This is a genomic window from Dankookia sp. P2 (genome assembly GCF_050632255.1).
Lineage (GTDB): Bacteria > Pseudomonadota > Alphaproteobacteria > Acetobacterales > Acetobacteraceae > Paracraurococcus.
Map to the genome: position 1 here is coordinate 5,784,126 of NZ_CP192581.1, position 24,864 is coordinate 5,808,989.

The 24,864-nt window shown below is 68.5% G+C and carries 24 protein-coding genes, 1 tRNA gene and 1 pseudogene; 17 read left to right on the forward strand and 9 right to left on the reverse strand.

All coding sequences use genetic code 11. The features are described from left to right. Window positions 1-15: 15 nt before the first annotated feature. From ACQ86J_RS34335 to ACQ86J_RS34405, 15 genes and pseudogenes are all read left to right on the forward strand, one after another. Window positions 16-1,401, forward strand: a complete 1,386-nt coding sequence (locus ACQ86J_RS34335) for a TauD/TfdA family dioxygenase (protein WP_431269025.1) — start codon at window positions 16-18, stop codon at window positions 1,399-1,401. Then, a pseudogene (locus ACQ86J_RS34340) lies at window positions 1,374-1,781 on the forward strand (Arm DNA-binding domain-containing protein); the annotation flags it as partial. The gene ACQ86J_RS34335 and the pseudogene ACQ86J_RS34340, both read left to right, overlap by 28 nt. Window positions 1,782-1,852: 71 nt before the next feature. Beyond that, the gene (locus tag ACQ86J_RS34345; protein WP_431269026.1) at window positions 1,853-2,242 is read left to right on the forward strand and encodes a tyrosine-type recombinase/integrase; all 390 of its coding nucleotides are present in this window, start codon (window positions 1,853-1,855) and stop codon (window positions 2,240-2,242) included. A gap of 122 nt (window positions 2,243-2,364) precedes the next feature. Continuing rightward, window positions 2,365-2,691 carry a hypothetical protein gene (locus tag ACQ86J_RS34350; protein WP_431269027.1) on the forward strand — a complete coding sequence of 109 codons (327 nt, stop codon included), beginning with the start codon at window positions 2,365-2,367 and terminating at the stop codon, window positions 2,689-2,691. Window positions 2,692-4,504: 1,813 nt separating this feature from the next. Next, complete coding sequence (locus ACQ86J_RS34355) at window positions 4,505-4,759, forward strand: helix-turn-helix domain-containing protein (RefSeq protein ID WP_431269028.1); 255 nt, start codon at window positions 4,505-4,507, stop codon at window positions 4,757-4,759. A gap of 128 nt (window positions 4,760-4,887) precedes the next feature. After that, entirely contained in the window at window positions 4,888-5,121 is a 234-nt protein-coding gene (locus tag ACQ86J_RS34360) for a hypothetical protein (protein ID WP_431269029.1), read from the forward strand. After that, window positions 5,118-5,336: a hypothetical protein gene (locus ACQ86J_RS34365; RefSeq protein WP_431269030.1), complete on the forward strand. Its 219-nt coding sequence runs from the start codon at window positions 5,118-5,120 to the stop codon at window positions 5,334-5,336. Before ACQ86J_RS34360 ends, ACQ86J_RS34365 begins: the two co-directional genes overlap by 4 nt. After that, window positions 5,333-5,578: a hypothetical protein gene (locus tag ACQ86J_RS34370; protein WP_431269031.1), complete on the forward strand. Its 246-nt coding sequence runs from the start codon at window positions 5,333-5,335 to the stop codon at window positions 5,576-5,578. Before ACQ86J_RS34365 ends, ACQ86J_RS34370 begins: the two co-directional genes overlap by 4 nt. A gap of 107 nt (window positions 5,579-5,685) precedes the next feature. Then, complete coding sequence (locus ACQ86J_RS34375; RefSeq protein ID WP_431269032.1) at window positions 5,686-6,300, forward strand: DUF7146 domain-containing protein; 615 nt, start codon at window positions 5,686-5,688, stop codon at window positions 6,298-6,300. Further along, the gene (locus tag ACQ86J_RS34380; protein ID WP_431272636.1) at window positions 6,300-7,694 is read left to right on the forward strand and encodes a phage/plasmid primase, P4 family; all 1,395 of its coding nucleotides are present in this window, start codon (window positions 6,300-6,302) and stop codon (window positions 7,692-7,694) included. Before ACQ86J_RS34375 ends, ACQ86J_RS34380 begins: the two co-directional genes overlap by 1 nt. Before the next feature lie 280 nt (window positions 7,695-7,974). Further along, window positions 7,975-8,424 (forward strand): DUF5681 domain-containing protein, encoded by a 450-nt coding sequence (locus ACQ86J_RS34385; RefSeq protein ID WP_431269033.1) that lies wholly within the window; start codon window positions 7,975-7,977, stop codon window positions 8,422-8,424. Next, window positions 8,421-8,639: a hypothetical protein gene (locus tag ACQ86J_RS34390; RefSeq protein WP_431269034.1), complete on the forward strand. Its 219-nt coding sequence runs from the start codon at window positions 8,421-8,423 to the stop codon at window positions 8,637-8,639. Before ACQ86J_RS34385 ends, ACQ86J_RS34390 begins: the two co-directional genes overlap by 4 nt. Beyond that, window positions 8,639-8,833, forward strand: a complete 195-nt coding sequence (locus ACQ86J_RS34395) for a hypothetical protein (protein WP_431269035.1) — start codon at window positions 8,639-8,641, stop codon at window positions 8,831-8,833. The genes ACQ86J_RS34390 and ACQ86J_RS34395 overlap by 1 nt, the downstream gene beginning before the upstream one ends. A 1,190-nt stretch (window positions 8,834-10,023) precedes the next feature. Then, window positions 10,024-11,901 (forward strand): caspase family protein, encoded by a 1,878-nt coding sequence (locus ACQ86J_RS34400; RefSeq protein WP_431269036.1) that lies wholly within the window; start codon window positions 10,024-10,026, stop codon window positions 11,899-11,901. 139 nt (window positions 11,902-12,040) lie between these two features. Next, complete coding sequence (locus ACQ86J_RS34405; RefSeq protein WP_431269037.1) at window positions 12,041-12,229, forward strand: hypothetical protein; 189 nt, start codon at window positions 12,041-12,043, stop codon at window positions 12,227-12,229. 655 nt (window positions 12,230-12,884) lie between these two features. Here ACQ86J_RS34405 and ACQ86J_RS34410 read toward each other — a convergent pair. From ACQ86J_RS34410 to ACQ86J_RS34420, 3 genes are all read right to left on the reverse strand, one after another. Next, window positions 12,885-13,673 (reverse strand): HIRAN domain-containing protein, encoded by a 789-nt coding sequence (locus tag ACQ86J_RS34410; protein WP_431269038.1) that lies wholly within the window; start codon window positions 13,671-13,673, stop codon window positions 12,885-12,887. A gap of 99 nt (window positions 13,674-13,772) precedes the next feature. Further along, on the reverse strand, window positions 13,773-14,501 hold the full coding sequence (locus ACQ86J_RS34415) for a HipA domain-containing protein (protein ID WP_431269039.1): 729 nt from the start codon (window positions 14,499-14,501) through the stop codon (window positions 13,773-13,775). Between the two features lie 411 nt (window positions 14,502-14,912). Continuing rightward, window positions 14,913-15,003: transfer RNA gene (locus ACQ86J_RS34420), tRNA-Ser, on the reverse strand. Between the two features lie 46 nt (window positions 15,004-15,049). Here ACQ86J_RS34420 and ACQ86J_RS34425 point away from each other — a divergent pair. Further along, window positions 15,050-16,246, forward strand: a complete 1,197-nt coding sequence (locus tag ACQ86J_RS34425) for a TRAP transporter substrate-binding protein (protein ID WP_431269040.1) — start codon at window positions 15,050-15,052, stop codon at window positions 16,244-16,246. Between the two features lie 19 nt (window positions 16,247-16,265). Here ACQ86J_RS34425 and ACQ86J_RS34430 read toward each other — a convergent pair whose 3' ends face one another. From ACQ86J_RS34430 to ACQ86J_RS34455, 6 genes are read right to left on the reverse strand one after another with little or no spacing between them, the layout of a single operon-like run. Further along, on the reverse strand, window positions 16,266-17,639 hold the full coding sequence (locus tag ACQ86J_RS34430) for an HlyD family type I secretion periplasmic adaptor subunit (RefSeq protein ID WP_431269041.1): 1,374 nt from the start codon (window positions 17,637-17,639) through the stop codon (window positions 16,266-16,268). Then, window positions 17,623-17,787 carry a hypothetical protein gene (locus tag ACQ86J_RS34435; protein WP_431269042.1) on the reverse strand — a complete coding sequence of 55 codons (165 nt, stop codon included), beginning with the start codon at window positions 17,785-17,787 and terminating at the stop codon, window positions 17,623-17,625. The genes ACQ86J_RS34430 and ACQ86J_RS34435 overlap by 17 nt, the downstream gene beginning before the upstream one ends. Continuing rightward, window positions 17,754-19,271: an ATP-binding cassette domain-containing protein gene (locus tag ACQ86J_RS34440; RefSeq protein ID WP_431269043.1), complete on the reverse strand. Its 1,518-nt coding sequence runs from the start codon at window positions 19,269-19,271 to the stop codon at window positions 17,754-17,756. The genes ACQ86J_RS34435 and ACQ86J_RS34440 overlap by 34 nt, the downstream gene beginning before the upstream one ends. A gap of 43 nt (window positions 19,272-19,314) precedes the next feature. After that, complete coding sequence (locus ACQ86J_RS34445) at window positions 19,315-21,792, reverse strand: ATP-binding cassette domain-containing protein (RefSeq protein ID WP_431269044.1); 2,478 nt, start codon at window positions 21,790-21,792, stop codon at window positions 19,315-19,317. A 28-nt stretch (window positions 21,793-21,820) separates the two neighbouring features. Further along, entirely contained in the window at window positions 21,821-23,065 is a 1,245-nt protein-coding gene (locus ACQ86J_RS34450) for a glycosyltransferase family 4 protein (protein ID WP_431269045.1), read from the reverse strand. After that, window positions 23,065-24,456, reverse strand: a complete 1,392-nt coding sequence (locus ACQ86J_RS34455) for a glycosyltransferase (protein WP_431269046.1) — start codon at window positions 24,454-24,456, stop codon at window positions 23,065-23,067. Before ACQ86J_RS34455 ends, ACQ86J_RS34450 begins: the two co-directional genes overlap by 1 nt. A gap of 10 nt (window positions 24,457-24,466) precedes the next feature. On the opposite strand from ACQ86J_RS34455, the gene ACQ86J_RS34460 reads away from it, so the two are divergent. Next, the gene (locus ACQ86J_RS34460) at window positions 24,467-24,613 is read left to right on the forward strand and encodes a hypothetical protein (protein WP_431269047.1); all 147 of its coding nucleotides are present in this window, start codon (window positions 24,467-24,469) and stop codon (window positions 24,611-24,613) included. Window positions 24,614-24,864: the final 251 nt, after the last annotated feature.

Consider the following 24,864-nt stretch of genomic DNA (forward strand, 5'->3'; position numbering starts at 1 on the left):
CGAAGGGAGGGCAAGATGTCCATGGAGCAGGCTGAGAGTATCGGCGCCGTGCGGCCGGTCGGCGCCGGCAGCCGCGCCGCATGGTTGGTGCCCGAACTCCTCGCCGACCCGTCCTGGATATTCTCGCTGGGCGAGGTGGCGGCGGGCGACATGGTGCGGGCCATCAGGCGGGCACATCGGCCCGGCCAGCCCTTGATCGACTATCGGCGGGACGATTTCGAGTTCGACGCGGCGCTGCCAGTGCTGCGCGCGGCCTTCGCCGAAACCCGCGATGGTCGCGGCATCGCGCTGGTGCGCGGCCTGCCGCGCGCGGCGCTGTCCGAGCCGGAATTCGAGCTGCTGACCTGGGCGATCGGGCTGCACGCCGGCGTGCCGCGGCCGCAGGGCAAGGCCACGCATTACCTGTCCGCAGTGCGGGATATCGGCACAGTCTACCGCAGCGGCACCGGGCGCGGCTATTCCTCGAATGCCGAGCTGGACTTCCATACCGACGGCGCGGATGTCGTCGCACTGACCTGCTTCAACACCGCCAAGGCAGGCGGCATGAGCATGGTTAGCAGTTCAGTCACCGCGCACAACATCATGGTCGCGGAACGCCCGGATCTTGCGGCATTGCTGCACGGGACCTTCCACTTCAGCCGGCAGGCCGAGCAGGCGCCCGATGAGGCGCCGTTCTACCCGCATCCCATCTTTGCCGAGTTGGACGGACGCCTGCATAGCCGGTGGAACCGCAACCGTATCACCTCGGCCCAGAAGCTGCCTGGCGTTCCGCCCCTGAGCGCCGCGCAGCGCGCGGCGATCGACCTGCTGGACGAGATCCTGAGGCGGCCCCAGGTGATGTATGCGATGCACCTGGCGCCGGGCGACATGCAACTGCTCAACAGCCATGTCACGCTGCATTCCCGCACCGGATTCGAGGACCATGCGGACGCGGCGGACAAGCGGCTGCTGTTCCGGCTCTGGCTGACTCCGCCTGATGCCCGGGCGCTGCCGGCGGCCTGGCGGCCGGGCTACCGCAGCGTCGCCGCCCGTACGGTGCAGGGGCGGCATCCGCGGTCAGGCCTACGACTCGGTCCGGCGGGCCTTCGAGCAGCGGCAGGCCACGACACTGGGCATGGTGCTGGAGGTCGACTCGGCTTGATGGCACCTAGCCGCGCTGGGGCGGCGGCTGGCGGGACCTGGACATGGCCCGATCGGGGAATGGCGGACAGGGTGTCCGTCGAAGTATTGTCTCTCGGTGTTCCCCGCTTTCCCAGACACGTCCGAAAAGTCAGGCCTAAAGGCGGAAATACCAAGCTGGGCGTCCCCGGACGTTTTCTCTTGTCCCCCATCAGTCCACAAGTTACTTGTGGTCCAGCTTGTGGACGGGGGCGATGGCGAAGCTCACGGCGAACGCGGTGAAAAGCTTGGTGGCGAAGGGCAAGCCCGGCGCCCATGCGGACGGCGGCAACCTCTATCTCCGCATCGCCGGACCCACTTCGGGCAAATGGACCCTGCGCTACATGCTCGCCGGCAAGGCCCGCGAGATGGGGCTCGGCGCCTGTGACCCGGAGGGCAGGGACGGCGTGACCCTGGCCCAGGCTCGCGTGAAAGCGGAGGAGGTGAGGGCTGTTCTGCGGCAGGGGCTCGACCCTCTTGAGCAAAAGAAAGTCGCGATGGAGACGGAGAGGCAGGCCAAGGCCGCTGCCGAAGCTGCGACCCGCACCTTCCGAGACGTGGCCGAGATGCACGTCGGCGCGCATGAGGCAGGCTGGCGAAACGAGAAGCACCGGGCGCAGTGGCGCTCGACGCTTGAGACCTACGCCTACCCTGCGATGGGGGACCTGCCTGTGGCCCTGATGGGACCGACCACGTGCTGCGTGCGCTGCAGCCCATCTGGACCGAGAAGCCGGAAACGGCGTCCAGGGTACGCGGTCGGATCGAGGCGGTGCTGTCATATGCCGCAGCTCGCAACTGGCGGCAGGGCGAGAACCCGGCTCGCTGGCGTGGCCACCTCGATCATCTGCTGCCGCGGCGGTCCAAGGTGGCGACCGTCGAGAACCACGCCGCGCTGCCCTGGCAGCAAATGGCCAGCTTTATGACCGCGCTGCGTGCGACCAGCGCCACGGCCGCACGCGCTCTCGAGTTTGCGATCCTGACCGCCTGCCGCAGCGGCGAGGTGTTCGGTGCGCGGTGGTCCGAGATTGACATGGAGGCTGCCGTCTGGACCGTTCCGGCGAGGCCGTATGAAGGCGGGCCGTGAACACCGGGTGCCGCTCTCCTCCGCGGCGCTGGCAGGTGCTGGCGCAGATAGCGCTGCTTCGACCGCCGATGGGTGACGCCTACGTCTTCCCGGGCCAGATGCCTGGCAAGCCGCTGTCCAACATGGCGATGCTGATGCTGCTGCGTCGAATGAACCGAGGCGCCGATGGCGAGCTGCCGCGCTGGCGTGATGGGCGGACGGGCGCAGCTATCACGGCGCATGGCTTCCGCAGCAGCTTCCGCGACTGGTGCGAGGAGGCCACCAGCACCCCGCACGCGGTGGCCGAGGCGGCGCTCGCACACACGATCGGCGATCGGGTCGAGGCCGCGTACCGGCGCGGCGACCTATTCCAGAAGCGCGCAGCTCTGATGCAGGACTGGGCCGACTACTGCGCCAAAGCTCCGGCGCAGGTTCGGGCACTCAGGCCGGCGGCGGACGCAACGGCGTGACCGGTCCGCGCCGGGGCGGTTCCTCGGTCCGGGCCCGGCGGCACCGGGCAAAGCGGCAGACGGGGGCGTTCCAGGCGCCCTCGCCCGCCTGGCCCATGCCATGGAGCAGACCATGACCAAGGTTGGTGACACATCTACCTCAACCACGTCGGCAAACGATCAACGATCGTCACGTCGTCTTATCGTCGAACGTGAATGGCTGACGCGCCGAGCGACCTCTGCTTCGGTCTTCGCCATGGATTTTTGGAGGTAAGAATGTTGGTACAAGTCGACCGCGACCCTCTGAAGGCCGCTGCAATGCTGGCGGGTATGAGACCTGTAGGCCACTACGCGCCGAGGGCATGGGCTGCCCTCTCCGACGTCGGGCGGGCCGAGCACGTGCTTCGTGTCTTGCCAGGCATCATCAGTGATGGCGCAAAAGCGGCGATGCTCGTGAGCATGGCGGGCTGCGATGAGGAGCGAAAGGGAGGAGCGTTCTTCATACACGATGCGTTCGAGCGGCTAGCGTGGACAGCTCAGCTTGCGAATATCGTGCTGCAGCATGCACGGGAGGTCGAAGCTGCTACGGCCGAACGTGCAGCCCGGCGCGCAAGCCGCGCGGCAAGGTCTGGCGGCCTTCGCATCGTAGAGACATCGCCTGCAGACGCTTAGCCCGGCCGCGGCGGGGCTAGGGCTGGCCCCCGAAAGCCCGGACCTCCGCGCCGGGTTGCCCCGCGGCCCCTATACGCGGACCACGTGCGATGCGGAGGCGCTGGTATGGTCGTGGCAAAAGGATGGTGGACCGCGGCCCAGGCGCTCGCGTGGATCGCACTCGGGGCGGCGGACCCGACCGCACCCTGGCCGGAGATGCCGGGGAAGTTCTGGTCGTGCAACTGGGTGTTCAACCCTCCAGACGATCTATTGCCGGCGCTCCGAGCGCGTGCTGCGCACCAGTTGTGGCGTCCCACGCACCCTCTCGTCCTGCCAGCCTCTCGCTACCGCGCCGTCGCGCGCCGACTTGTGCGCGAGATAAAAGAGGATGCCGCAGTGCTCGTAAGACGACTGGAGGCTGACCTAGCTCGCATGAACGCTATGGAGACCGGCTTGGCTGACGCGCAGGCAAAACTGGTTACCGCCGTGGCGGACGGCCTCCTAGAAGCCTGGGGCGCCCAATTGGACTTTCAAGGGGAAATTCGCCGGGGATAAGAAGCGAGCGCTGATCGAGGCAAGTGTTTTCCGCGGCGCAGATCGGACGATCACTCCGCAGGGGACGGTGGAGTTGCCTCCCGACAAGGGCGGGCACACGGCCTTGGGCGACGTATTCGACAGCACTCGCCCACGCTGGGGAGAAATTACATTTGCCGCCGCGGACGTGATGCGGCTTTGGCCTCACCCGCTTCAATCCGCGGAGCCGCACGTGGACCCTCCTCAGGATGCCGGGACCTTCGCCGAAGCAACAGCATCGGCATCAGCCATAGGGTCGGCTGCGACTTCTGCTAGGCGAAGGAGCGGCATGGCAGGCCGGCCATCGAGCGCTGATCTGGTGAAAACTGAGATGAGACGCCGCCTCGGCTGCGGTACCGCGCGTGACACATTGCGTTCTGAGGCGACTGCATTGCTTTGCTGGCTCGGCGTGAACCATCCGAACGAGCCGCAACCCACCGTGAAGGCGCTAGAGAACGCAATAAGGTCTGACTGGCGCACGTTCAGGGAAGCCATGAAATCATCGAGCGCTGACTGATTTCATGGGTCTATTTTAGGCAGGTAGTACTCCGCAATCATCCTCCCGTGCCGCCTGGGACGTACCAGCACATGACGGCACAGGAGACATGTGATGCACCCTGCCGCCTACAAAGCCCTGCGTGCTGCCTCGACGGGCTCGGATGTTCAGCTTCCTGAGGCAGTGCCACTTCCCCGCGCGCCCGCCATCTTCGGCTTGTCGCGTTCGACACTCTACCGATTGGCAGGTGAAGGACGCATTCGGTTCATGAAGGTCGGGCGGACTACGCTTGTCGACGCTGGCACGGTCCGTGACTTCCTGGCTAGTCTCCCCACCGCCTCGATTCGCGCGCCGCAGCAGGCCGCCTGAAACGCAAAACCCGCCCGGCGGACCGGACGGGCTGCGGAAACTATGGCGTGGACACTCGACACCCGCGACATAGCAGGCCGAGCCTCAGATTTCCAGCCCGCCGCGCCTTCAACAAAGGCCGCGACACCGTGAACATCACCCCTCTCGATGCACTCCGCCTCCGGCGCGGGGTCGAGCATCTCCACCAACTGGGCCCGCGCGCCACGGCCGAGCTGCTGAGCGAGTTGACCGCTCGCATCGGCGGTATGCCGGCTCTGCTCGACCTGCTTGCGGAGTACCAGCGCCGCCTTTCCCCCAAGCTGCTCCGGTCCGCGGGAGGCGACCGCTTCCCGCGCCGGCCACTGCATGAGGTGCGCGGATGAGCGCCTCGGACAAACCCCGTGATCGCGCCGGTCCGATGCTGACCGCGGCGAAGCTTTGGCGCCGGACTAGTGCGAAAGGCACCGAGTACCTGGTCGGCCGCCTGGGTGGGCTGAAGGTGCTCGTGATGGAAAACCGGGACCGGCAGGGCGAGGACGACCCCACGCACGTGCTGATGTTCGCCGAGGCCCCACCGCGCAATGCAGGTGGCCGATGAAACGCGGGCCCGACATGCGTGAGGTCGCGGAGCTGCTTGGGCAGCGCGTGACCGAGCTGGTCCTCGAGCTCACCGCCGACAGGCCGACCACTAAGGGCCGTCAGGAATGGCGGTTCCGCGGTAAAGGTTCGCTCTCGGTGGTGGTCGGCGGCCCTGACCGCGGCTCATGGTTTGATCACGAGGGGGCTGCGGCGGGGATGCCCTGGCGCTGGTGGCCCATCTTCGACGCATGCGCCTGGTAGACGCCTGGCGCTGGGCGCTGGGCTGGCTCGGCATTCGGGAGATGTGTGAGCATCTCCAGACGCCGTGCCGCGCTGTGGCGCCTTCTGTGCGCAAGCAAGGGGCATCCTTGCCCGATACCCTGGACATGGCCCGGCGGTTGTGGCGCGAGGCGAGGCCAGCGGATGCGGCCGGGTCGCTGGTTCCGGCTTACCTCGGGGCGCGTGGACTGTTCCCGCCGGCGGATGCGCCGTTGCGCTTCCATCCCGAATGCCCGCGCGGTGCCGAACGGTGGCCGGCCATGCTGGCCCTAATGAGCGACCCGGTTACCGGCGAAGCCTGCGGCGTGCACCGGACCTTTCTCGCCCGGGACGGACGCGGGAAGGCGCCCGGCCCGATGCCGGCCAAGATGATGGCGGGCCAGGCTGGGCTGGTGCGGCTCGTGTCGGACGACGAGGTGACAATGGGCCTCGGTGTTGCCGAGGGCATCGAGACGGCACTGAGCGTCATGCAGGGCTTCAGCAGGCGGCCAGTCTGGGCGGCGACCTCCGCCGGCATGGTCCGCTCGCTGCCCGTGCTGCCCGGGATCGACACCCTGACCATCTTTGCCGATGCGGACGGTGCCGGAATGGCCGCAGCCGAGGCCTGCGCCGGCCGGTGGACTGCAGCAGGAAGGGAGGTCGGCATCGTCGCTGCCCCGACCGGACGGGACTTCAACGACGTTCTGAGAGGGAATGCGGCGTGATGCATGGCACAGCTTCCCCGGAGCAGATGCTTCGCGCTGCCGGCGCCACCATCTCCGAAGCGGCCGGCCCCGAAGCCGAGACGCCCGAGTACTCCGATGATGCGGTGGGGCTCGCTTTCTCCAGCCGGCACGCGGGCAATCTGCTGTTCGTGCCGGAATGGGGGCAATGGCTGCGCTGGGACGGTGCTCGCTGGGCGCGCGACAGCACGCTTGCCGTATTCGATCTCGTCCGGTCCGTTTGCCGGGAGCAGGCGGCTCAGGCTGAAGCCAGGACCAAGGGCGGGGCAGGTTGGATCGCAAAAATCGCGAGTGGCCAGAAGGTCGCCGCGGTCGAGCGCCTGGCCCGTGCCGATCGGCGGCATGCCCGAGCGGCGGAGCTATTCGACGCGAGCCCGTGGGAGTTGAACACGCCGGGCGGTGTTGTCGACCTCTGGACCGGCAAGCTGCGGCGGCAGCGAGCCACCGATCTCTTCACGAAGGTGGCCGGTGTTGCTCCGGGTGGCGACTGCCCGCGGTGGCGCGACTTCCTCCTCGAGATCATGCAGGGCGACGCTGCGGCCGTAGCTTATCTGCAGCGCTGGGCCGGCTACATGCTCACCGGTGAAACCCGGGAACACGCCTTCCTGTTCGCCTTCGGACCCGGCGGGAATGGCAAATCGGTGCTCGTAAACACCCTCGCCGCGGCCCTCGGCGACTATGCCACCACCTCGCCGATGGAGACCTTCATGGTCTCGAACAGCGATCGGCACCCGACCGACCTCGCCGCCCTCCGCGGCGCACGGCTCGTGGTGGCCACCGAGACCGAAGCCGGCCGGGCCCTCGCCGAGAGCCGGATCAAGGTCCTCACCGGCGGGGACAAGGTTGCCGCCCGGTTCATGCGCGGCGACTTCTTCGAGTACGTGCCGGCCTTCAAGCTGGTGATGGTCGGCAATCATCGCCCGTCCATCCGCAACCCGGACGACGCCATGCGGCGCCGGCTCCATCTCCTGCCCATCACCTTCAAGCCGGCGCAGCCTGACCATGACCTGCAGGAGCGGCTGAGGGCGGAGCTGTCCGGCATTCTGGCCTGGGCGATCGAGGGCTGCCTCGCCTGGCAGCGCGAAGGACTGGGCAAACCTCAGATCGTGGCAGACGCGACGGCCGAGTACTTTGCCGAGCAAGACATGCTGGCCCAGTGGCTAGCCGAGCGGTGCGAGCCTGTCCCGCGGGCCGAGGCACCATCGGCGGCCCTCTACCGCGACTGGCGAGCCTGGGCAGAGGGCAGGGGTGAGGTGGCCGGCACCAACAAGGCCTTTTCAGCGGCGCTTGAACGGCACCACGCAAAGAAGTCGACCAAAGCGGGGTCGATGTTCATCGGCATTCGCCTCCGCCCGTCCGACACAGGGGTGTTCTGATGAGTACTCCCTGTCAGGCCGGGTGGTGGGTTGTGGCGGGTTTCCCATTTCAGCCGTATCATTTCGGGTGCGTGGATCATCTATATAACGCTCTAAATAGAGAACCCACCACAACCCACCACCCGTCGTTCGCCGCTGGGGGCGGCGGTGATGTATCTCGGCTCCCATTCGACCGAGTTGGAGGTCGACCGGCGCAGCAGGACGCTTGCGCACCAAGCGTTCCGCCCGGTCGCCGACCTGCATCGCACCACCCTGCGTCGGGGTAACAAGGAGCCCAGCCGTGACCACCGATGCTGGTAATGCACAGCCGAAACAGCGGGGCAGGCCGTTCGAGCCTGGCCAGTCCGGCAACCCGGCTGGGAAGCCGAAGGGGACCCGCCACAAAGCTCTGCTGGCCCTCGACGCGATCGGTGACGAGGCCTCGAAGGATATCCTGGAGGCTGTCGTCACCGCGGCGAGGGGCGGAGATATGCGCGCCGCGGAGATCCTGCTGCGGCGGATCTGGCCGGAGCGAAAGGGGCGCGTGGTCGAGTTCGACCTGCCGCCGATCACGGCTCCAGCCGATGCGGTCAAGGCCATGGCCGCAATCGTCGACGCGGTGGTGACCGGTGAGCTTACGCCAGAAGAAGCCCAGGCCGTCGCCGGCGTCGTCGAGATCCAGCGCAGGACGATCGAGACGCAAAACCTCGCCGAACGGATAGCAGCGCTTGAGGAAAGGACCAGCCCATGAAGGGCGAAAGCAATCTTGTCCGGCGGCTGTCGGCGCTCGAAGGGAAGACCGCCAAGACGCCCGAGACCATTTGCATGTTCCTGATGCCCGGGGAGAGCGAGGAAGCGGCCCTGGCTCGCAGGTTCGGCTCGGCCGGAGCTCCGCAGAATGCCAAGGTGCTAGTTTTCACCTGGCAGCCAATGCAGGACGAACCCGAGCAAAGGACGAGCCTGTGATGCGACTGGAGACGAAGCTGGCAGCGATTGAGCAGCGGCTAAGGCCAAGCACCTTACAGCCATGGGAGACGGTGCTGGTCGACCAGACCGCAGGCGAGACCCGTGCCGGCGCCATGGTGCGGCACTTCGGCAGCAACGGAGCCCCGCCCAATGCCCGCCTGATCATCGTCACCATTGGAGACGCGAAGGCATGAAGCCGGTCCAGGCGCGCCTTCATCGCCTCGAGCAAGCCTACGGGGCTGGCTGGCAGGCCTACAAGCATGTCCCGATGCAGCAGTGGCCCGACGCGGCGCTCTGGGCTTTCCTGGGGCTTCATGAGAGCACCCATGATGCCGAAGCTCCGGCGCATCGCCACAGGGGCCTCTGAGGCGAAGCACAGGCTGCCATGGGCGGTGCAACCCAGCGGCGCGTTGCGGTGATAGAGGCTTGCCCCAGCCTGCGCGCGGCTACGTCGTATATGTTTCCGCCGAGCAGCAAGCGCAGCATTGCTGAGTGGGCCAAAAGGAAAGTCTTTCGATCCGGGCCACCCAGCGCTTCTCATCCGCCGCTCGGCTGACTGATGGTGACGAGCACCGAGCCCTCGAACATCCGCGTCGTGTTGCAGGTGACGTAAGCCGGACCCGCTCGCACTGCGCCAGAGCCTCGCTCACCCTTGCCGGCCAGGGCGCGCTTGTGACAATCGCGGATAGCCGTTTCGATACGGAAGGCCTGCCCCAAAGTCACCACGCTGCCGGCGGCAGCGAGAGCCGGGAAAAGCCCTGGGGCGGGTAGAGCTCGTCCCACTCGCCGCCAACCGATTTCGGCGCCTCCCCATCTACCCCGCAGAAGACGATAAAGTCTCGGACCGCTTGGTGCTTCAGGAAGACGTTCTGGCCACTTGGGGATCTACGTTGAAAGCTGGCGGCGGTACGCTCCATCACCTCGGCGACTGAGACGTCGCAGGGGCTGGCATTTGCTTGCCCCGATACCAACGCCATCAAGGCACCGGCCGCAACAGCTATACCCCGCATTGACCAGCCCCCGCCCAGATCCGCCGCGAGGTCAGTCTGGACACGCCCATGGCGCTGGTCGAGACCAGCACACGTTGCGTGACCAGCCCCCATCGAGTGGCCCGGTCGGATTTTTAGTGGATCAGGACCAGACCAGGTCAGGACCACGACCACGCCTCCTGAGCCGGTACTTGGCCCCGCCATCGCCACGGTCTCTGGCGCGGGTGGTCGGTAGCCGAGCGAGGAGTGCGGCCGGACCCGACGTGCAATCCCTCGGACGAGTTCTTCTGGGCGAATTATTCACAAAGTCGAACTAAACTATGCTCACGAGGCTGCCATTTGCCGGTACCAATCAGCAAAATACAAAATCTCCTAAAACAACTTTGAAGGCGGGCATGTTCCGCGAATTCTTTATCCCGGTGGGGCCGTTGGGGGGCGGCGGAAAAGCCCTTGGGCACCGGCAGGCGGGGTCCGCGCAGAGTGGCGCGAGATGCGGCCGCAAGGTCATCGCTCCCCTCCTTCTCGCGTTTACCATCCTGCTGCTGGCATGCTGGTCCGGGTCCGCTTCGGCGCAGGGCCGGGTGGCACTCGTGGTGGGCAACGCGGCCTACCGGCTCATGCCGGCGCTGGACAACCCGGGCGCGGACGCGCGGGCGGTGGCCGCCGAGCTTAGCCGGCTAGGCTTTGAGGGCGGCCGGGTCGAGCCGCTGCTGGATCTCGACCTCGCCGGGCTTCTTCGGGCGGTGCGTGAATTCGGCGAGCGGGCGCGCGGCGCCGAGCTGGCGGTGGTCTACTTCAGCGGCCACGGGCTGCAACTCGCCCCCGCCCCGGGCGAGGTGCCGGAGAGTTACCTGCTGCCCACCGATGCCCGGCTCGATGACGCGCGCGACCTACCGCGCCAAGCGCTGGCCCTGCGCGAGTTGCTGGCTGAGACGGCGCAGCGCAGCCGGGGCGCGGTGGTGATCCTACTCGACGCCTGCCGCGACAATCCGGCGGCGGCGCGCATGGCCGGCCAGGGCACGCGCGGGGCACAGGCACGAAGCGGCTTGATCCCTGTCGCCCAGGCCAGTCTACCGCTGGGCACGCTTGTCTCGTACGCCACCTCGGCCGGAGCGCTGGCGGACGACGGGACCGGGCGCAACAGCCCCTACGCCGCGGCACTGGCGCGGCACCTGCGCACGCCGGAGCGCGACGTGGCGCAGGTGCTCCGCCGGGTGCGCGCGGACGTGCTACAGGCCACTGCGGGCCGACAGCGGCCGGAGATCGTGGACAACCTCAATGGCGACGTGTTCCTGGCCGGCCCGGCACAGCCGCCCGCGCCGGCACCTCAACCCGACCCGCTGGCCGCCGACACAGCGCTGTGGGCGGCTGTACGCGACAGCAACCGACGCGAGGACTTCGAGGCCTACCTGCGGCGCTTCCCACAGGGCCTCTACGCCGACCTCGCCCGCAACCGCCTGGCCGCCCTTGCGCCGTCAGCACCACAGCAGCCCGCCGCGGTGCCCCTTCTGACGACGCCGCTCCCCGCCGCTTTGGCGCCGGACCAGCCCGCGGCACCCGCGGCCGCCCTGCCGCCGACGCCAAGCCCCGATGCGACATCTCGGTCACCAGCGGAGAATACCTTGCTCGGCTGGCAGCGAGTGCGCGAGGGCAATGACATCGAAGCTGTCCGCCTCTACCGCCTCGCTGCCGAGAAGGGCGACGCAGTCGCACAAGCCCACCTTGGTATTATGCACGAGCAGGGTCGCGGCGGGCTGCCAAAGGACGAGCGCGAGGCAGTGCGCCTCTACCGCCTCGCCGCCGGGCAGGGCAACGCGGTCGGACAAATCAACCTTGGCATTATGTACGAGCAGGGCCGCGGCGGGTTGCGCAAGGACGAGCGCGAGGCGGCACGTCTCTACCGCCTCGCCGCCGGGCAGGGACACGCGATAGCGCAGACCAACCTTGGCAATATGTACGAGCAGGGCCGCGGCGGGTTGCGCAAGGACGAGCGCGAGGCGGTGCGCCTCTACCGCCTCGCCGCCGGGCAGGGAGACGAGATCGCGCAGGCCCAGTTGGGCCTCATGCACGAGCAGGGCCGCGGCGGACTGGTGCGCAGCCGGGCCGAGGCGGTGCGGCTGTACCGGCTCGCCGCCGAACAGGGCAACGCCGACGCCCGCCAACGACTGCAGGCGCTAGGGGAGCAGGTGCCCCAGCCCATGCCGCCGCTCACTGAACCGCCTGCGGATACTGGGACACCGATTTGCGGCCCACGCGGAGAGTGCCGCGGTTGATAGCTGGTCCTGTCGCCACCCTAGACCGCCTGGGCCGATGGCCACCTCAGCCCTACACCCCGGCCAAGGCCGGAGTTTCCACCACCTCCGCGGACGCTACCCCGATCCAAGACGCACATGAGCAGAGGACGAACCCCTGATGCGGCTGGAAGCGAAGCTGGCCGCGCTGGAGAAGGCCAGGCCGAGCGCCCCGCCGCCTTGGGAAACCGTGGTTGTAGATCAGGCAACAGGCGAGACCCGCCGGGCCGCTTTGGCGCGGCATTTTGGCGGTGAGAGGGTCCTACGGAATGCCCGCCTGATCGTCGTCACCATCGGGGACGCGGAGTGATGGCGGCAAGGCTCATCGCAGGGCGCGTGGCACCCCGCGCTGCTGCCGATAGGGAGGCTCAGGCATGAAGCCGATCGATCTGCGCCTTACCCGCCTCGAGCGCGCCGATGGAACGGGCTGCGAGGGGTTCCGGCATGTCCCACCAGAGCAGTGGCCCGACGCGGCGCTCTGGGGCTTCCTGAAAGCACGACAGACGCCGAACTCGGGTGCATCATCGCTAATGTCGCCGAGACAAAGGAGTGTAAGCCGTGACCGGGGCGATGCGCCGGCGGTTGGAGGCTCTCGAAGGCAGTCGCCAGCCTGCGAGGAGCTATGTCGTCTGGGTCACCGACGAGGAGCTAGCGGATCCAGCAGCAGCTGAGGCGGCGATTGGCGGGCATCAGCGCCGCACTGGTGGGACCGGGCCGGTGATGCTGGCGCCGCCTGAGATGACAATGAAGGAGTGGGTGGCGGAGTATGGGCGGGCTAATCTCAGATGAGGGCAAATAACAGGCGGCGCTGGGTTTCACCTTCGGCAGCCTGCCGCCTCGCGCTGCGCGGAAGCAGATCGCCCTCTTGGCCGGCCCGCCAACGGTGACCATGCAGGACCGGATCCGGCTTGAGCCACTCCGGCAACGGCTACAGGGACGGGCTGGGCTGGGCCTCAGCGAAGGGTTCAGGCCGCCGGCGCGAGCGCGTGAGCGCGGACTTCTACGAACATGAATGCGCGCGGTCGATCCTTTGATCCATTCACGCGTGCACCCCAAGCGTAGATAGACCGGTCGGCCAACCAAGCGGATACGGCCTTGGCTTGTAGGCGGTTAACGTAACCGAGCAGCTCACCGTCTTGTTCTACCCGAACAGCGTTCGGATCACGCTCCAGCGTAGGTTCCGGCACCAGATTTACCGCCGCACCGACGTTCAATCGACGCCCCTCAAGTGCGTAGTAGTGGTGACCCATAATCTCAAGCACTACGTCCTGAACAGCCGTTTGCACGTCGAGCGGGTCTACCAAGCAGAACCCGTCGTTAGGAAGTTCGGCGCCAGTGGCAGCGAGAAGTCCAAATGGAGAAAAACTTGAGAGTCGATGCAGACGAAAGCGCTCCAGGTAACGTCCAAAATCCTCCCGCCGACGCGACGGAACGCGCCTGAGGAAGGCCTCCAAAACCTGGTCGCGGAAGACATGCCCAGCCTTGAACCGCGTCCAGCGGAACGCGGGATAGCCAGCAAATCCCGCATCGCAGAGCCGCTCTTCCGTGCGTCCGCCGTTTGCGGCAGCCAGCTCCTGCCCGCGAAAATACCGAAAGGTAACTTCTTCTCCGCGGACTACTTCACCGACGGCCCAACGTGCACGATCGGCGATCCCGGGCGGAGATTGCCAAGACAGGATCAGCTTTGGCGGCTCCACGAAATGCTTGATCCAGCGATCCATTTCAGCCTCCCAGATGCCGAACCAGCGCGTCACGCCGAGCCCGGATTTGCGCGCGCACAAACTCTGCGCGCTGTGCTGAGAACGTCACCGGGAACGGACACTCCACGCAGCCAGCCAAAATCCGATCGATCGTCAGATCGGGTACGGCCGCGATCCTACCCATGATCGGGGCAGCTTCGCCATATCGCCCGACAAATTGCCGCACAATGCAGCGTGCCCTCCAGGCGTATCATCTCGATCTCGCCAGCTATAGTGATGGCCACGACCTAAGAAGCGCTTGAAACGGTCCGGCTCATGATACCGGATGAGATCCTCATCTCTGATGGCGCACCCTAGGCTGCTTCCGTTATCGAACGCAGGCGCCAATTCGTATGTCGGTCTGGAGCCAGCCTGCCAATCGACAAGAAATCCCCAGTTCTCCGAATGTCGATCCGTGTTGCCGATCAATGTATCGAAGGCGAGGGTTCGAGCCCACCACCCTCGCCAATCCGGTGCTCCTTGCATTCGGGAGACGGCAATATTGTTGGTTAGCGCGCCAGCCTTTTCGTCAAAGCTGATAGCATGGGCTTGGAACCTATCAACCGCATGGACGAACCTAACGTCTCGTCGCCCAGGAGGCCCATAGAAGTATTCGATAAGGACGCCGGCCTCAGCCGTCGCGCTATCGCACGCAAGGAATGCGGGCGGTACATCTACCCCTACTTCGCGAGCAAGCTTGTAGGCTATGACCTCGCTCCAAATCTGTTGCGCCGTCCGTCCGCTGGGATGTTTGAATAGGTAGCGGTGTCCGCCTATCAGATAAGACCGGGGCGGCGGGTTGGGACAGACTACGGTGCGCTTCGGCCTCGCCCCCTTGGGCATGACGTCGAAGTCGTCTGATGCCCAGTCCTCGATAAAGAGGATATCCCCGGCAGGCTGGTCGAAGGGGGATGAAAGTTCATCGTCCAGCAGCCTTTAGCCATTCGCCTTGGAACGGCAATCGTAGCTGCGGCCTTCGTTCCGGCACCAGCCGCATGTAGCCTGGCAACCGCCTCACTTCAGCGCCTACCGGTGTCACCCCGCCCAGGCCCTCCGACCCGCCGACCGTGTTGAGGGCGCAGGTCGTAGCGCCTCATAGCTCGCAGGAAGCTTCGCCGCCCCGATCGAAGTGCTGCCTAAGCCTCAACACCTACGACTCAACTACCATAATGGCTCTACTAAGCTTGGCTTTGTGGCCTGGTTTGTGGACTGTGGCGTGGAGGCGCCGTTGGCGCGGCAAACAACCGCGTGCGATGGCGGACAGGGTGGGATTCGAACCCACGATACGCTTTTGACGTATACGCACTTTCCAGGCGCGCGCCTTCGACCGCTCGGCCACCTGTCCATCGCCCTGGGGTACCGTCGCGGCTCCCGCAGGGCGGCGGACCATAGTGGCGCGACCCGCCCAGGGCAACCCGCCTTCGCGCAATGAGGGGGCTTTTCCGCCGCCCGCTTCCGTGGTTCTTGCCGCCTCCGTATCACCCCGGAAGGGACCCCACCATGGACCGCCGCGCCATCCTTCGCCGCAGCGCCGTCGCCGCTGCCACCGTCCCGCTTGCGGCCCCGCCATCGGCCATGCCCAGACGCCTGCGATCCGCTGGCGGCTGACCAGCAGCTATCCCACCAGCCTCGACGCCATCCACGGCGCGGGCCATGTCTTCGCCAGGACCGTCGCCGAGCTGACCGAGGACCGCTTCCAGATCCGCGTCTTCGGCCCGGGCGAAGTGGTGCCCGCCCTGCAGGCGCTGGATGCCGTCCAGGCCGGCACGGTGGAGGCCTGCCACACCACCTCCTCCTTCTATATCGGCAAGAATCCCGCCTTCGCCTTCGCCACCGGCGTACCCTTCGGTCTTAACACCCGGCAGCAGAATGCCTGGATGTACGAGGGCGGCGGGATCGACCTGCTGAACGAGGTGTTTCGCCAGTACAACGCCTATTCCCTGCCGCTCGGGACCACCGGCGCGCAGATGGGCGGGTGGTTTCGCAAGGAAATCAAGACAACCGAGGACCTCAAGGGCCTCAAGATGCGCATCGCGGGGCTCGGCGGGACCGTGCTGCAGCGGGTCGGCGGCGTGCCACAGCAGCTGGCAGGCGGCGACATCTACCCGGCGCTCGAACGCGGCACGATCGACGCGGTCGAATGGCTTGGCCCCTATGACGACGAGAAGCTCGGCTTCAACAAGGTCGCGCCCTACTATTACTACCCCGCGTGGTGGGAGGGCGCGGCAAATACCTCGCTGGTGGTGAACCTCGAGCAATGGAACGCCCTGCCGAAGAGCTACCAGGCCGCCATCCGCGTCGCCGCGGCCGAGGCGACGCATTGGATGGTCGCTCGCTACGATACCCGCAACCCCGATGCGTTGCGGCGCCTGCTGGCGAGTGGCACCCAGCTCCGCGCCTTCCCGCGCGAGGTGATGGACGCCTGTTACCGCGAGGCACTGGCGCTGGAACAGGAGCTGGCGGCGAAAAGCCCCGAGTACAAGAAAATCCACGGTAACTGGGCGAAGGCGCGCGACGACATGCGGGCTTGGTTCCGCGTCGCCGAGCTGTCCTTCGACAATTATCTGGCCCAGGCCTCCCGGCGCTGAGGCTGTGGGAGGGCGGGCCTCAATCCCGGAAGGCCCGCCGCGCCGCATGTCGGATCGGCGTCCAGAAATAGCTGATCGGCGTCCGTTTCTCGCCGAGGACGTAGATCTCCACCGGCATGCCGGCGAAGAGCCGCACCTCGGGGAAGTGCCGCAGCGCATCCGGCTCCAGCTCCGCTCGGATGGTGTAGTAGTGTTCGCCGTTCTGCAGGGTGGCAATATCGGGGGCGACCAGTGTCACCCGCCCCGGCAGCACCGGCAGTTCGCGCATCCGGTAGGCACTCAGGCGCAGGTTGGCCTTCTGGCCGACCGCCACCTGCTCGATGTCGCTCGGCAGGATCTGCCCCTCGACCACCAGCCGGTCCGCAGCCGGGACTAGGTCGAGGATCGGCTGGCCGGCGGCGATGCTGCTGCCGGGCGTGAAGGCCTGGATGTTGGTCACCCGCCCGGCCTCAGGCGCTATAAGCTCCCGCCGTGCCAGCACGTCCTGCGCCGCGCGCAGCTGCTGGACCGCCGAGGCGACCGTGGCTTCGGTCGTCTGCAGGTCGTTGGCAATATCGGATAGCCGGGTGAAGCGCAGCGTGGTGAGCTGTTGCTCGCCCTGCAGCATGGCCTGCTGGAACTGCTTCTCCTGCGCGGCGGAGGTGCCGGCGAGGGCGGTGAGAATTGCCTCCTGCCGCTGCAGCTCGAGCACCGTGAAGCGTGAGGCGAAGCCCTGCGACAGCAGCCGCGCGAGGCCGGAAATCTGGTCTCGCGCCGAGCGTACCTGCTGCTCCGCGCCCTCGCGCTGGGAACGGGCCCCGGCGGCCTGCTCGCGGAACTGGATGATCTGCTTCTCCCCAACCGCGATTTGGCTGTCGTAATTCGACCAGCGGGCGGCGAAGAGGGCCTGCTCGGCCTTCAGGAAGATGTCGATCGCCGGATCGGCGGCGGCGGCCTGCCGCAGCTCGGCCGGGAATTCCAGATTGCGCTGGTCTGCCTGCTCCGCCCGCAGCCGGGCGATGCGGGCGCGGCCGCTCCAGACCGCGGCGCGGGCCTGGTCGGACGCCGCCTCCGCCTGGGTGACATCGAGTTGCGCCAGCGGCTGCCCGGCCTCGACGAAGCTGCCTTCCTTCACCATAAGGTGGCGGAGGATGCCCGGCTCCAGCAGGGTCACCGTCTTCCGCTTGCCTTCCGGAATCAGCTGGCCATTGCCCAGCACCGCCTGCTCGATCGTCGTCATCGTCGCCCAGCCGCCGAGCGGCAGCAGGGTCAGGCCGAGGACCAGCAGGGCTCGGCGCGTCAGCCGCGCTACCGGCGGCGTGCGGATCGCCGCCTCCAGCTGCGCTTCCAGCGAAGGGCGTGGTAGCGGCGAGGGAAGGGCGATGGTCCCGCCGCGTTCAACGATTTGCTGCAAGGCCGTTCTCCATGAGGCCGGCGCCGGGACGCCCGGTCTGCGTCTCCCAATGGCCGGCGGGGCCGAGAATGAGGCGGGTATCGGCGATATCCGCCCAGGTCTGCGGCTCATGCGTCACCACCAGCACGATGCCGCCGCGCTGGCGCATGCGCTCCACCGCGCTGCGCAACTCGGCCCTGGCGGTGCCGTCGAGCCCGACTTCCGGCTCGTCCAGCACCAGCAGGAAGGCTCCCCGAACAGCGCCCGCGCCAAGCCGACCAGCCGGCGCTGCCCGGCCGAGAGGCCGGCGGTCTGGCCGGCTTGGGTCTGGTAGCCGAGCGGCAGGTGACCGATCATCGAATGCGCGCCGGCCGCCCGCGCCGCGTCCACCACGTCCTCCGGCGCCGCATCGGGGCCGCGGCCGATGTTGTTGAAGACGTCCGTGTCCAGCAGCTGCACGTCCTGCGGCAGGTAGCCGATGCGCGCGCCGAATTCCTCGCGCTCGCAATGGTGGCTGTCTTGGCCGTCCAACAGCACGCGGCCCGCGGTCGGTGGCAGCAGGCCAAGGGTCAGCCGCAGCAGCGTGCTCTTGCCAACACCGTTGGCGCCCTGGACGGTGCAGACCGAACCGGGCGGCAGGTACAGGAAGATGCCGCCGATGATCGGCGTCGGGCGCCCCGACGGATGGAAGGCGACGCCATCCAGCAGCAGCCCGACCGGCGCCGCCGGGTCGCGCGGCAACGGTGCCGGCGCCGCATCCTGCCGCATGGCCCGGCGCAGCCGACCCCAGGCGGTCATGCCGCCCGCCCAGTTCTCCCAGGAGACCGTCAGCTGGGAAAAGGGATGCAGCGCATTCGACATCAAGAAGTAGACGCCCATGAGCATGCCTGCCGTGGCGGAGCCGTCGAAGAGCAGCCTGCCAACGTGGAAGAAGGCGCCCATCTGCAGCAGGTTGACGACCAGCGTCTCGATCTCGTGCAGCGCCTCGGTCCGGCGATGCGTCGCATCCTCCGCCGATAACGCGGCGCCATAGCGGTGCTGCCAGCGCGACAGGGTCGCGGGAACCAGGCCGAGGCCGCGGACCAGGTCCGGGTGGGAGAGTTGGGCGCTCAGCTCCGTCTCGCATTCGTCCATCGCCTGCGCGCCGTCCCGCAGCCGCTTGCGGGTGGCAAGGTGCAAGGCGACCCCGAGGCCCGCCACCAGCATGGCGCCGCCAAGGCCAATGAAGCCGAGCGTGGTGTCGAGGGTGAACATCACCAGGATGGCGACCACGGCGCCAATCAGCTCGAGGACGAGCATCGCCGCTCGGCTGGCGAATAGCGCCTGGACCTTGGCGATCTCGCGCAGCACGGTAGCGCCCTGCGCCAGGTCGGTACGGACCGCGTTGCGGACCGCGGCCTGCAGCGCCTCGGCCCGCAGGCTAACGCCCAGTCGCTCGGCAAGCGCTCCAAGCAGCCGGGTGCGGAGGTGCCCGTACCAGCCGGAAAGCCCGACGACCAGGCTGAACAGTGCGGCGAAGCCGATCGCCGTCGCGCTGTTCCGGGTGTCCAGCACTCCGTCGCTCAGATGCTTCATCACCAGCAGGAAGCCGAGGAAAGCCGTCTGGCTGGCGAGCGTCAGCAGGACCAGGGCGGCGACGAAGCTCGGCGTCACGCCGAGGTCGCGCAGCCGCAGACTGTTGCGGGGGCAGGGTTGCTCATGCGGGCACCATTGCCGGGCGGCGCGGCCGCGGCAGCTTCTGTGGGCGTCCGGCGGGCGGCAAGCGCTCCTCTCCCGTTGGCACCAACTGGCCCTGGCGGATCGCCAGCACACGGTCGGCGGCGTCCAGCAGGCTCGGCCGATGCGTGGTGAAGACGACCGCAGTGCCTTCCGCCTTCAGCCGGCGCAGCAAACGCGCGACCTCCGCTTCGCCCTCAGGGTCCAACGCGCCGGCCAGCTCGTCGAGCACCAATAGCCGCGGGCGGCCGTAGAGGGCGCGGGCGAGGGCGATGCGGTGCCGCTGGCCCATCGAGAGCTGCCAGCCGCCGGTCAGCGGAGTCGCATAGCCGCAGGGCAGGCCGATGACCGTTGCATGCGCCCCGGCGCGCTGCGCGGCTTCCAGCACCTCCGGCACGTCGGGCGCCTCAAGCCGGGCGATCACCTCGGCGACGGTGGCGCGCGACAGCAAGGCGTCCTGCGGCAGGTAGCCGAGATGCCGAGCGAGCTCCCGGCGGTCCCACTGGCTGGTGGCGTGGCCGTCCAGGTACACGCCGCCGCCATTCGGTCGCAGGATCCCGACCAGCAGTCGCAGCAGCGTGCTCTTGCCGCTGCCGGAAGGGCCGACGACGGCGACGATCTCGCCGGCGCTGACTTCGAGCTGGAGGTTGCGGAAAAGCGCCGGCTGCGGGCCGCGGAAGCCGAAGGACAGGTGCTCGGCGGTCAGCCGCACGGCGGGCGGCGGGAAGGCAATTCCCTCGGGGATCCCCGCGGTCGCCCGCATCATCGCGCGCAGGCGCTGCCAGGCCGCCATCGCCTCGGTTAGGTCGCGCAGATGCGTGCCGATCCCGATGAAGGGGCTGACAACCATCCCGATCACCAGCACGGATGCGCCGAAGGTGGCGTTGATGTTCTGGCCGCTCAGGCTGAGCGCCGCCATGAGGAACATGATGCTGCCGCGTAGCACGCCGACCAGCAAATCCAGCAGTGTCTGCAGCCGCTCGGCCCGGCGCTCGCCGTCCCAGGCCTCGGCCGATCCCTCGGCCGCGGTCGCGACCCACTGGCGCACCAGGCGCGGCAGCATGCCCATGGCCAGCACCGCCTCGCCCGACCGCATGGCGTCCGCCGCCATGCCGAAGGCCCTGCTGCGGCCTTCTCCGGCCACCGCGGCCGCCCGGTGCGCGGCCCTCGTCATCAATAGGCTGACCAGGGTGCCTGCGAGACAGAAGGCCAGCGACATGACGCCGGCCACCCAATGCATGGCGAAGATCAGCGCCAGGAGCAGCGGCGCGGTCAGCAGGGTGATGGCGATGTGCGGCAGTGGGCCAGACAATGCGCCGCGCAGAGTCTCGATCGCATCGAGCGCGGCGCTGGAGAGCACTTCGGGTCGGCCGGCCCGTTGCGCGGTGCAGAGCACGGTCGGCACCGCTAGGCGTTCCGCGATGTAGCGGGATACCGCGGCGACCGCGCGGTGCTGGATGATCCGGACCACCGCGACGGCGACCAGGGCCATGGTCCAGAAGATCGCGGCGGCAAAAAGCGTATCGGCGCTGCGCGTCACCGGCAGCAGGGTGAAGAGGCTGTTCTTGTTGAGGATGATGCCGAAGCCTAGCAGCACGCCGATCAGGCCGAGCCCGAGCGTCAGGGCGAACCATCCGGCGACGATCCGCAAGGTGTCTTCGATCGCGCCGCGCAGCAACGCGTCAGCCGAGGCTGCGGGGCCGGCGCCAGGCTTTGGGGCAGTCGCCATGCCGCTCAGCCCAGCCAGCGCAGGCGGCGGCGGCCAGCGCCCGGTCGACAGGCAGGCGAGCAGGGCATAGAGCACCGCCTGCCAGGGATCGATCCCTGTCGCGGCCGCCTTTGGCGCAGGCGCCGTCAGCTCGGCCAGACGCGCATCGAGCCGCGTAAGCCAGAGCTCGAGCTGCTGCACCCGGCCCTGAAGCGTCTCGATCGCCGCCGCCTCGGCCGGCTGCTGGCCCACATGCTGCTGGCCGGCCTGCTCGCGCAGGGCCACCAGCTCGCGCCGCAGGTTGCGCTGTTCGGCGATGACGCCGTCCATCGTCCTTTGCAGCGGGTTGCCGGGCTGCGCCGGCTGGCGCGGCAGGCGGACCGCGATCGGGTATTCGCGGCCGTCCTCGCCGAAGGCGATCACGGCCAGCTCCGTCGGCCGGTCGCGCCATTCGGGGCGCAGCGGCAGCTCGAAGGCATGGCAGCCGTCGCCGATCCCCGCCTTCGCCAGGTCGGGGCGGGCGCCATCGGCCCGCGCTTCCGCCAGCGTCTCCCCGGCGATGCGCAGGACCACCTGGACGCGATGCGCCGGATGGCCGAAATCCCAGGCCCAACCATAAAGGCGGTCAGGCGTCGCATTGTCGATCACCCCGCGAACATCGGAGCTGCGGCCCGGCCCAGCCTGGCCGGACCCGGCTTCGCTCAGCCGCTCGGCGTCGGGGGCCGTGGCGTCCGGTGTCTGGATCAGCATGGTCTGTGCTTCCCTTGCAGCGGGCTCGTCACGCGGCGCGCGCGCCCAGGGTGTCCCGATAGAGGTCGAGGTGAAGCAGCGCGGCCGCCTCGATCGTTAGCGGCGGGCGGATGTTCCCGGCCAGCCGGTCCCAGAGCCCCTCGGTCTCGATCGCTTGGCGGATCACCCGCGCCAAGCCGGCCGGGTCGCCGACCGGGGCATGCAGGCCGTCGACGCCGTCCCGCACCATCTCGGCCATGCCGCCAATCTCGCCGCAGATCACCGGGCGGCGGTGCAGGAAGGCCTCCTGGATCACCAGCGGCGCGTTCTCCCACCAGATCGAGGGCACCACGACCCAATCGACCTGCGCCATCAGGCCGGACAGGCCGGCGGCCTCGTAGGGACCGTGATGCCGCGCGGCGGGCGCATCGGCCAGCGCCGTGGCGAGGCCCGCCATGAACGCCTCCGACTGGTAGGCGGCCCCGCCATGCAGCGTGACGCCATGGTCTACGCGCTCGGCCGAGAGCCGGCGCGAGGCATCGAGCAGCACCATTCCGCCCTTGAAGCGGTTGAGGTGGCCGAAGAAGCCGAAGCGGTCGCGCCGACCCTTGGCCGCGGCGCGATGCGGCGCCGGCGGCAGGGCAGCGATGCCGTTCGGCATGACCTGGACCTGCCGGACCGGATAGCCGGCCGCGAGGTAGCGGTCACGGGCGAAGGCGCTCGGCGTCAGGATGCGATCGAACTCGCCCAGCACGTCGCGCATCTGCAGCTCGCGCATGACAAAGTCGGCGCCGCTGCGGCCGGGGAAGCAGGCCTGGCAGCGATCGGGCGAGGGGCCGGAGCAGAGCCGGCCATCGGTCGTCAGCAGCGGCCCTCCTGGGCGCAGAGCGGGAAGAAATCGTGCGCGGTGAAGATGAGCCGGGCTTGCGGCGCGGCGCGGCGGAGCAGGTCCACCGTCTCCACCCCGGAATTGCAGCAGGTGGTGGACATGCACGATGTCCGGCCGCAGCGCCTCGATCACCGGGCCGAGCGAGGCGAGCCCGTAGGTATCCGGCTGGGCCATGCTGAAGCGGTCGAAATGGCCGAGCCAGACCAGCGCCTCGTCCGGCGCATCGCCGATGCCCTGCAGCAGCGTGCCGGGCCGGCGTTCGCGGTGCGCGCCGGTGACGGCGGCGAGGAACATGCCCTCCACGCTATGCCGGTCACGCAGGGTGCGGAACAGGCCGCGGGCGAAGACCTCGGTGCCGCCCGGCTGCAGGCCGGGGTGGTTGTGGCAGAGGAAGAGGACCCGCATCAGTGCCGCTCCGCCCGCACCTGGCGGGCCATCAACGCGGCGATCTCGGGCGCCCAGCGGCGGTGGTGCAGGGTGCGGTTGTAGGTGGAGGCAAGGCTTCTCGCATAGCCGCCATGGTCACGGATCGACTGCCGCTCGAAATGGAATAGCTCGGCTTGCGGGACGTATCCGATCTCGCCGCCCGCGGCGCGCAGCCGCAGGCAGAGGTCAGGATCCTCGTAGTCGCCGATGACGTAGTCGGTGCTGATGCCGCCGACCGCCTTCCAGGCCTCGGCGCGAACGCAGAAGGCGGCGCCGGTGATGCCGGGTACCCGGCGGGCGACTTGCGCCGCCGGCCAGTGCCGCGGATAGCCCTTGAAGTAGTGGTCGTTGAACCACTCCGCCTCGCCCTGCATCCGCAGGAAGTACAGCCCGGCATGCTGCAGCGAGCCGTCCTCGAACAGCAGCTTCGGCCCCACCGCGGCCAGCTTCCGCTGGCGCTTCAGCGCGGCCAGCATCGGCGCCAGCCAGCCGCGTGCGGCCGGCACGACATCCGAGTTCAGCAGCACCAGCACCGGGGCGCGCGCCTCGGCGGCGCCGGCGTGGCATGCGGCGCCGTAGCCGTGATTGCGTGGCTGGACCACCAGCGTCAGTGGCAGGCGGTACAGCCGGTGCATGCCGCGCAGCAGGTGCTCGACCTCGTCGCGTTGCTCCGGGCTATCCAGCACGTAGATCAGCTCCGCCTTTTCCAGGTCAGGGTCGCGGGCAAAAGCGCCGAGCTGGTGGCGTAGAAAACGCAGGTTGCGGTAGAGCGGCACGATCAGGCTGGCGATCGGCGTCCGGGGCGGGTGGCCCATGCGGATCACCTCCGGCGTGCCGCGGCCGGCCATGACCAGGGCATGCAGGCGCTCGACCGGCGGGGCGATCGCCTGGGCGATCAGCGTCGCTGTCGCATGGGCCGGGGCGATGGCGCCGAGGATGGCATCGCGCGCCGCCTGCGGGTGCAGCAGGCCGGGTGGGGCGACGAGCGTCATCTGGTCCCCGGTCGTCAGGCCGAGCCGCAGGCGGAACTGCGCTGCGGGGCGGGCCGCGCCGTCTGGCAGGTGCAGCGCGAAACCGGCCTGGCACTCCGCACCGCCATGCGGGGCCGCGGCGAACTCCTTCACCAGATCGGGGCGCGGGAAGCGAAGCAGCGTGGCGGAGGGCAGGGGCTGCTCGCCATGTGGGCCGACCAGGGTGAGGCTGCCGACCAGGCCGAGCGGGTCGCGCAGCCAGCCGCGCAGGAACAGTCCGCCGGCATGGTCCGGCACGGCCAGATCGAGGCTGGCTCCGAAGGGAGATTCCGGCACGGCATGTTGGCGCATGTGGAGTGTCGCCTGCAGCAGCTGCTGGTCGCGCAGCAGGCGCTGCATCGGCGCTTCCGTGGCGGCGCGCGCGCGCCAGCTCGTCTGCTGCCGCGCGGTGCAGGGCGCGGCCGCGCGGATCCTTGCCGCGGCCGAGCTGGCCGAGGCTGGGCAGCCGAGGCGGGACGGGCAGGTGGATCAGCGCCTCACCACTTGGCGGCAGTAACCAGCCCTCGGCCGCGCCGCAATCCGGCAGGATGGCCGGCTCCCCAGCCAGGACGGTGCGGTGCAGGCGACGTGGTGCCAGCAGGATATGCGGGCCCGGCGCAGTCCCGGCGGGCAGCGTCCAGGCCAAGGCATCGCGGCCGCAGCGGGCGACCGGTTGCGCCGCACGCGCGCCAGCGCGCAGCGTGGCGGCAAGGCTGCGGCATAGGGCGGCAAGCTCGGCATCCGCTGCGGCGCGGAAGGCACCGAGCG

Bases quoted from the DNA above. Each gene is read 5' to 3' on its own strand.
- ACQ86J_RS34445 (WP_431269044.1), bottom strand. From the start codon at position 21,792: ATGCTGATCCAGACACCGGACGCCACGGCCCCCGACGCCGAGCGGCTG.
- ACQ86J_RS34370 (WP_431269031.1), top strand. From the start codon at position 5,333: ATGAAACGCGGGCCCGACATGCGTGAGGTCGCGGAGCTGCTTGGGCAG.
- ACQ86J_RS34455 (WP_431269046.1), bottom strand. From the start codon at position 24,456: ATGCAGCGCCTGCTGCGCGACCAGCAGCTGCTGCAGGCGACACTCCAC.
- ACQ86J_RS34390 (WP_431269034.1), top strand. From the start codon at position 8,421: ATGAAGGGCGAAAGCAATCTTGTCCGGCGGCTGTCGGCGCTCGAAGGG.
- ACQ86J_RS34450 (WP_431269045.1), bottom strand. From the start codon at position 23,065: ATGCGGGTCCTCTTCCTCTGCCACAACCACCCCGGCCTGCAGCCGGGC.
- ACQ86J_RS34395 (WP_431269035.1), top strand. From the start codon at position 8,639: ATGCGACTGGAGACGAAGCTGGCAGCGATTGAGCAGCGGCTAAGGCCA.
- ACQ86J_RS34405 (WP_431269037.1), top strand. From the start codon at position 12,041: ATGCGGCTGGAAGCGAAGCTGGCCGCGCTGGAGAAGGCCAGGCCGAGC.
- ACQ86J_RS34400 (WP_431269036.1), top strand. From the start codon at position 10,024: ATGTTCCGCGAATTCTTTATCCCGGTGGGGCCGTTGGGGGGCGGCGGA.
- ACQ86J_RS34380 (WP_431272636.1), top strand. From the start codon at position 6,300: ATGCATGGCACAGCTTCCCCGGAGCAGATGCTTCGCGCTGCCGGCGCC.
- ACQ86J_RS34335 (WP_431269025.1), top strand. From the start codon at position 16: ATGTCCATGGAGCAGGCTGAGAGTATCGGCGCCGTGCGGCCGGTCGGC.
- ACQ86J_RS34365 (WP_431269030.1), top strand. From the start codon at position 5,118: ATGAGCGCCTCGGACAAACCCCGTGATCGCGCCGGTCCGATGCTGACC.
- ACQ86J_RS34415 (WP_431269039.1), bottom strand. From the start codon at position 14,501: ATGCCCAAGGGGGCGAGGCCGAAGCGCACCGTAGTCTGTCCCAACCCG.
- ACQ86J_RS34350 (WP_431269027.1), top strand. From the start codon at position 2,365: ATGGCGATGCTGATGCTGCTGCGTCGAATGAACCGAGGCGCCGATGGC.
- ACQ86J_RS34435 (WP_431269042.1), bottom strand. From the start codon at position 17,787: ATGCGCCAGCGCGGCGGCATCGTGCTGGTGGTGACGCATGAGCCGCAG.
- ACQ86J_RS34355 (WP_431269028.1), top strand. From the start codon at position 4,505: ATGCACCCTGCCGCCTACAAAGCCCTGCGTGCTGCCTCGACGGGCTCG.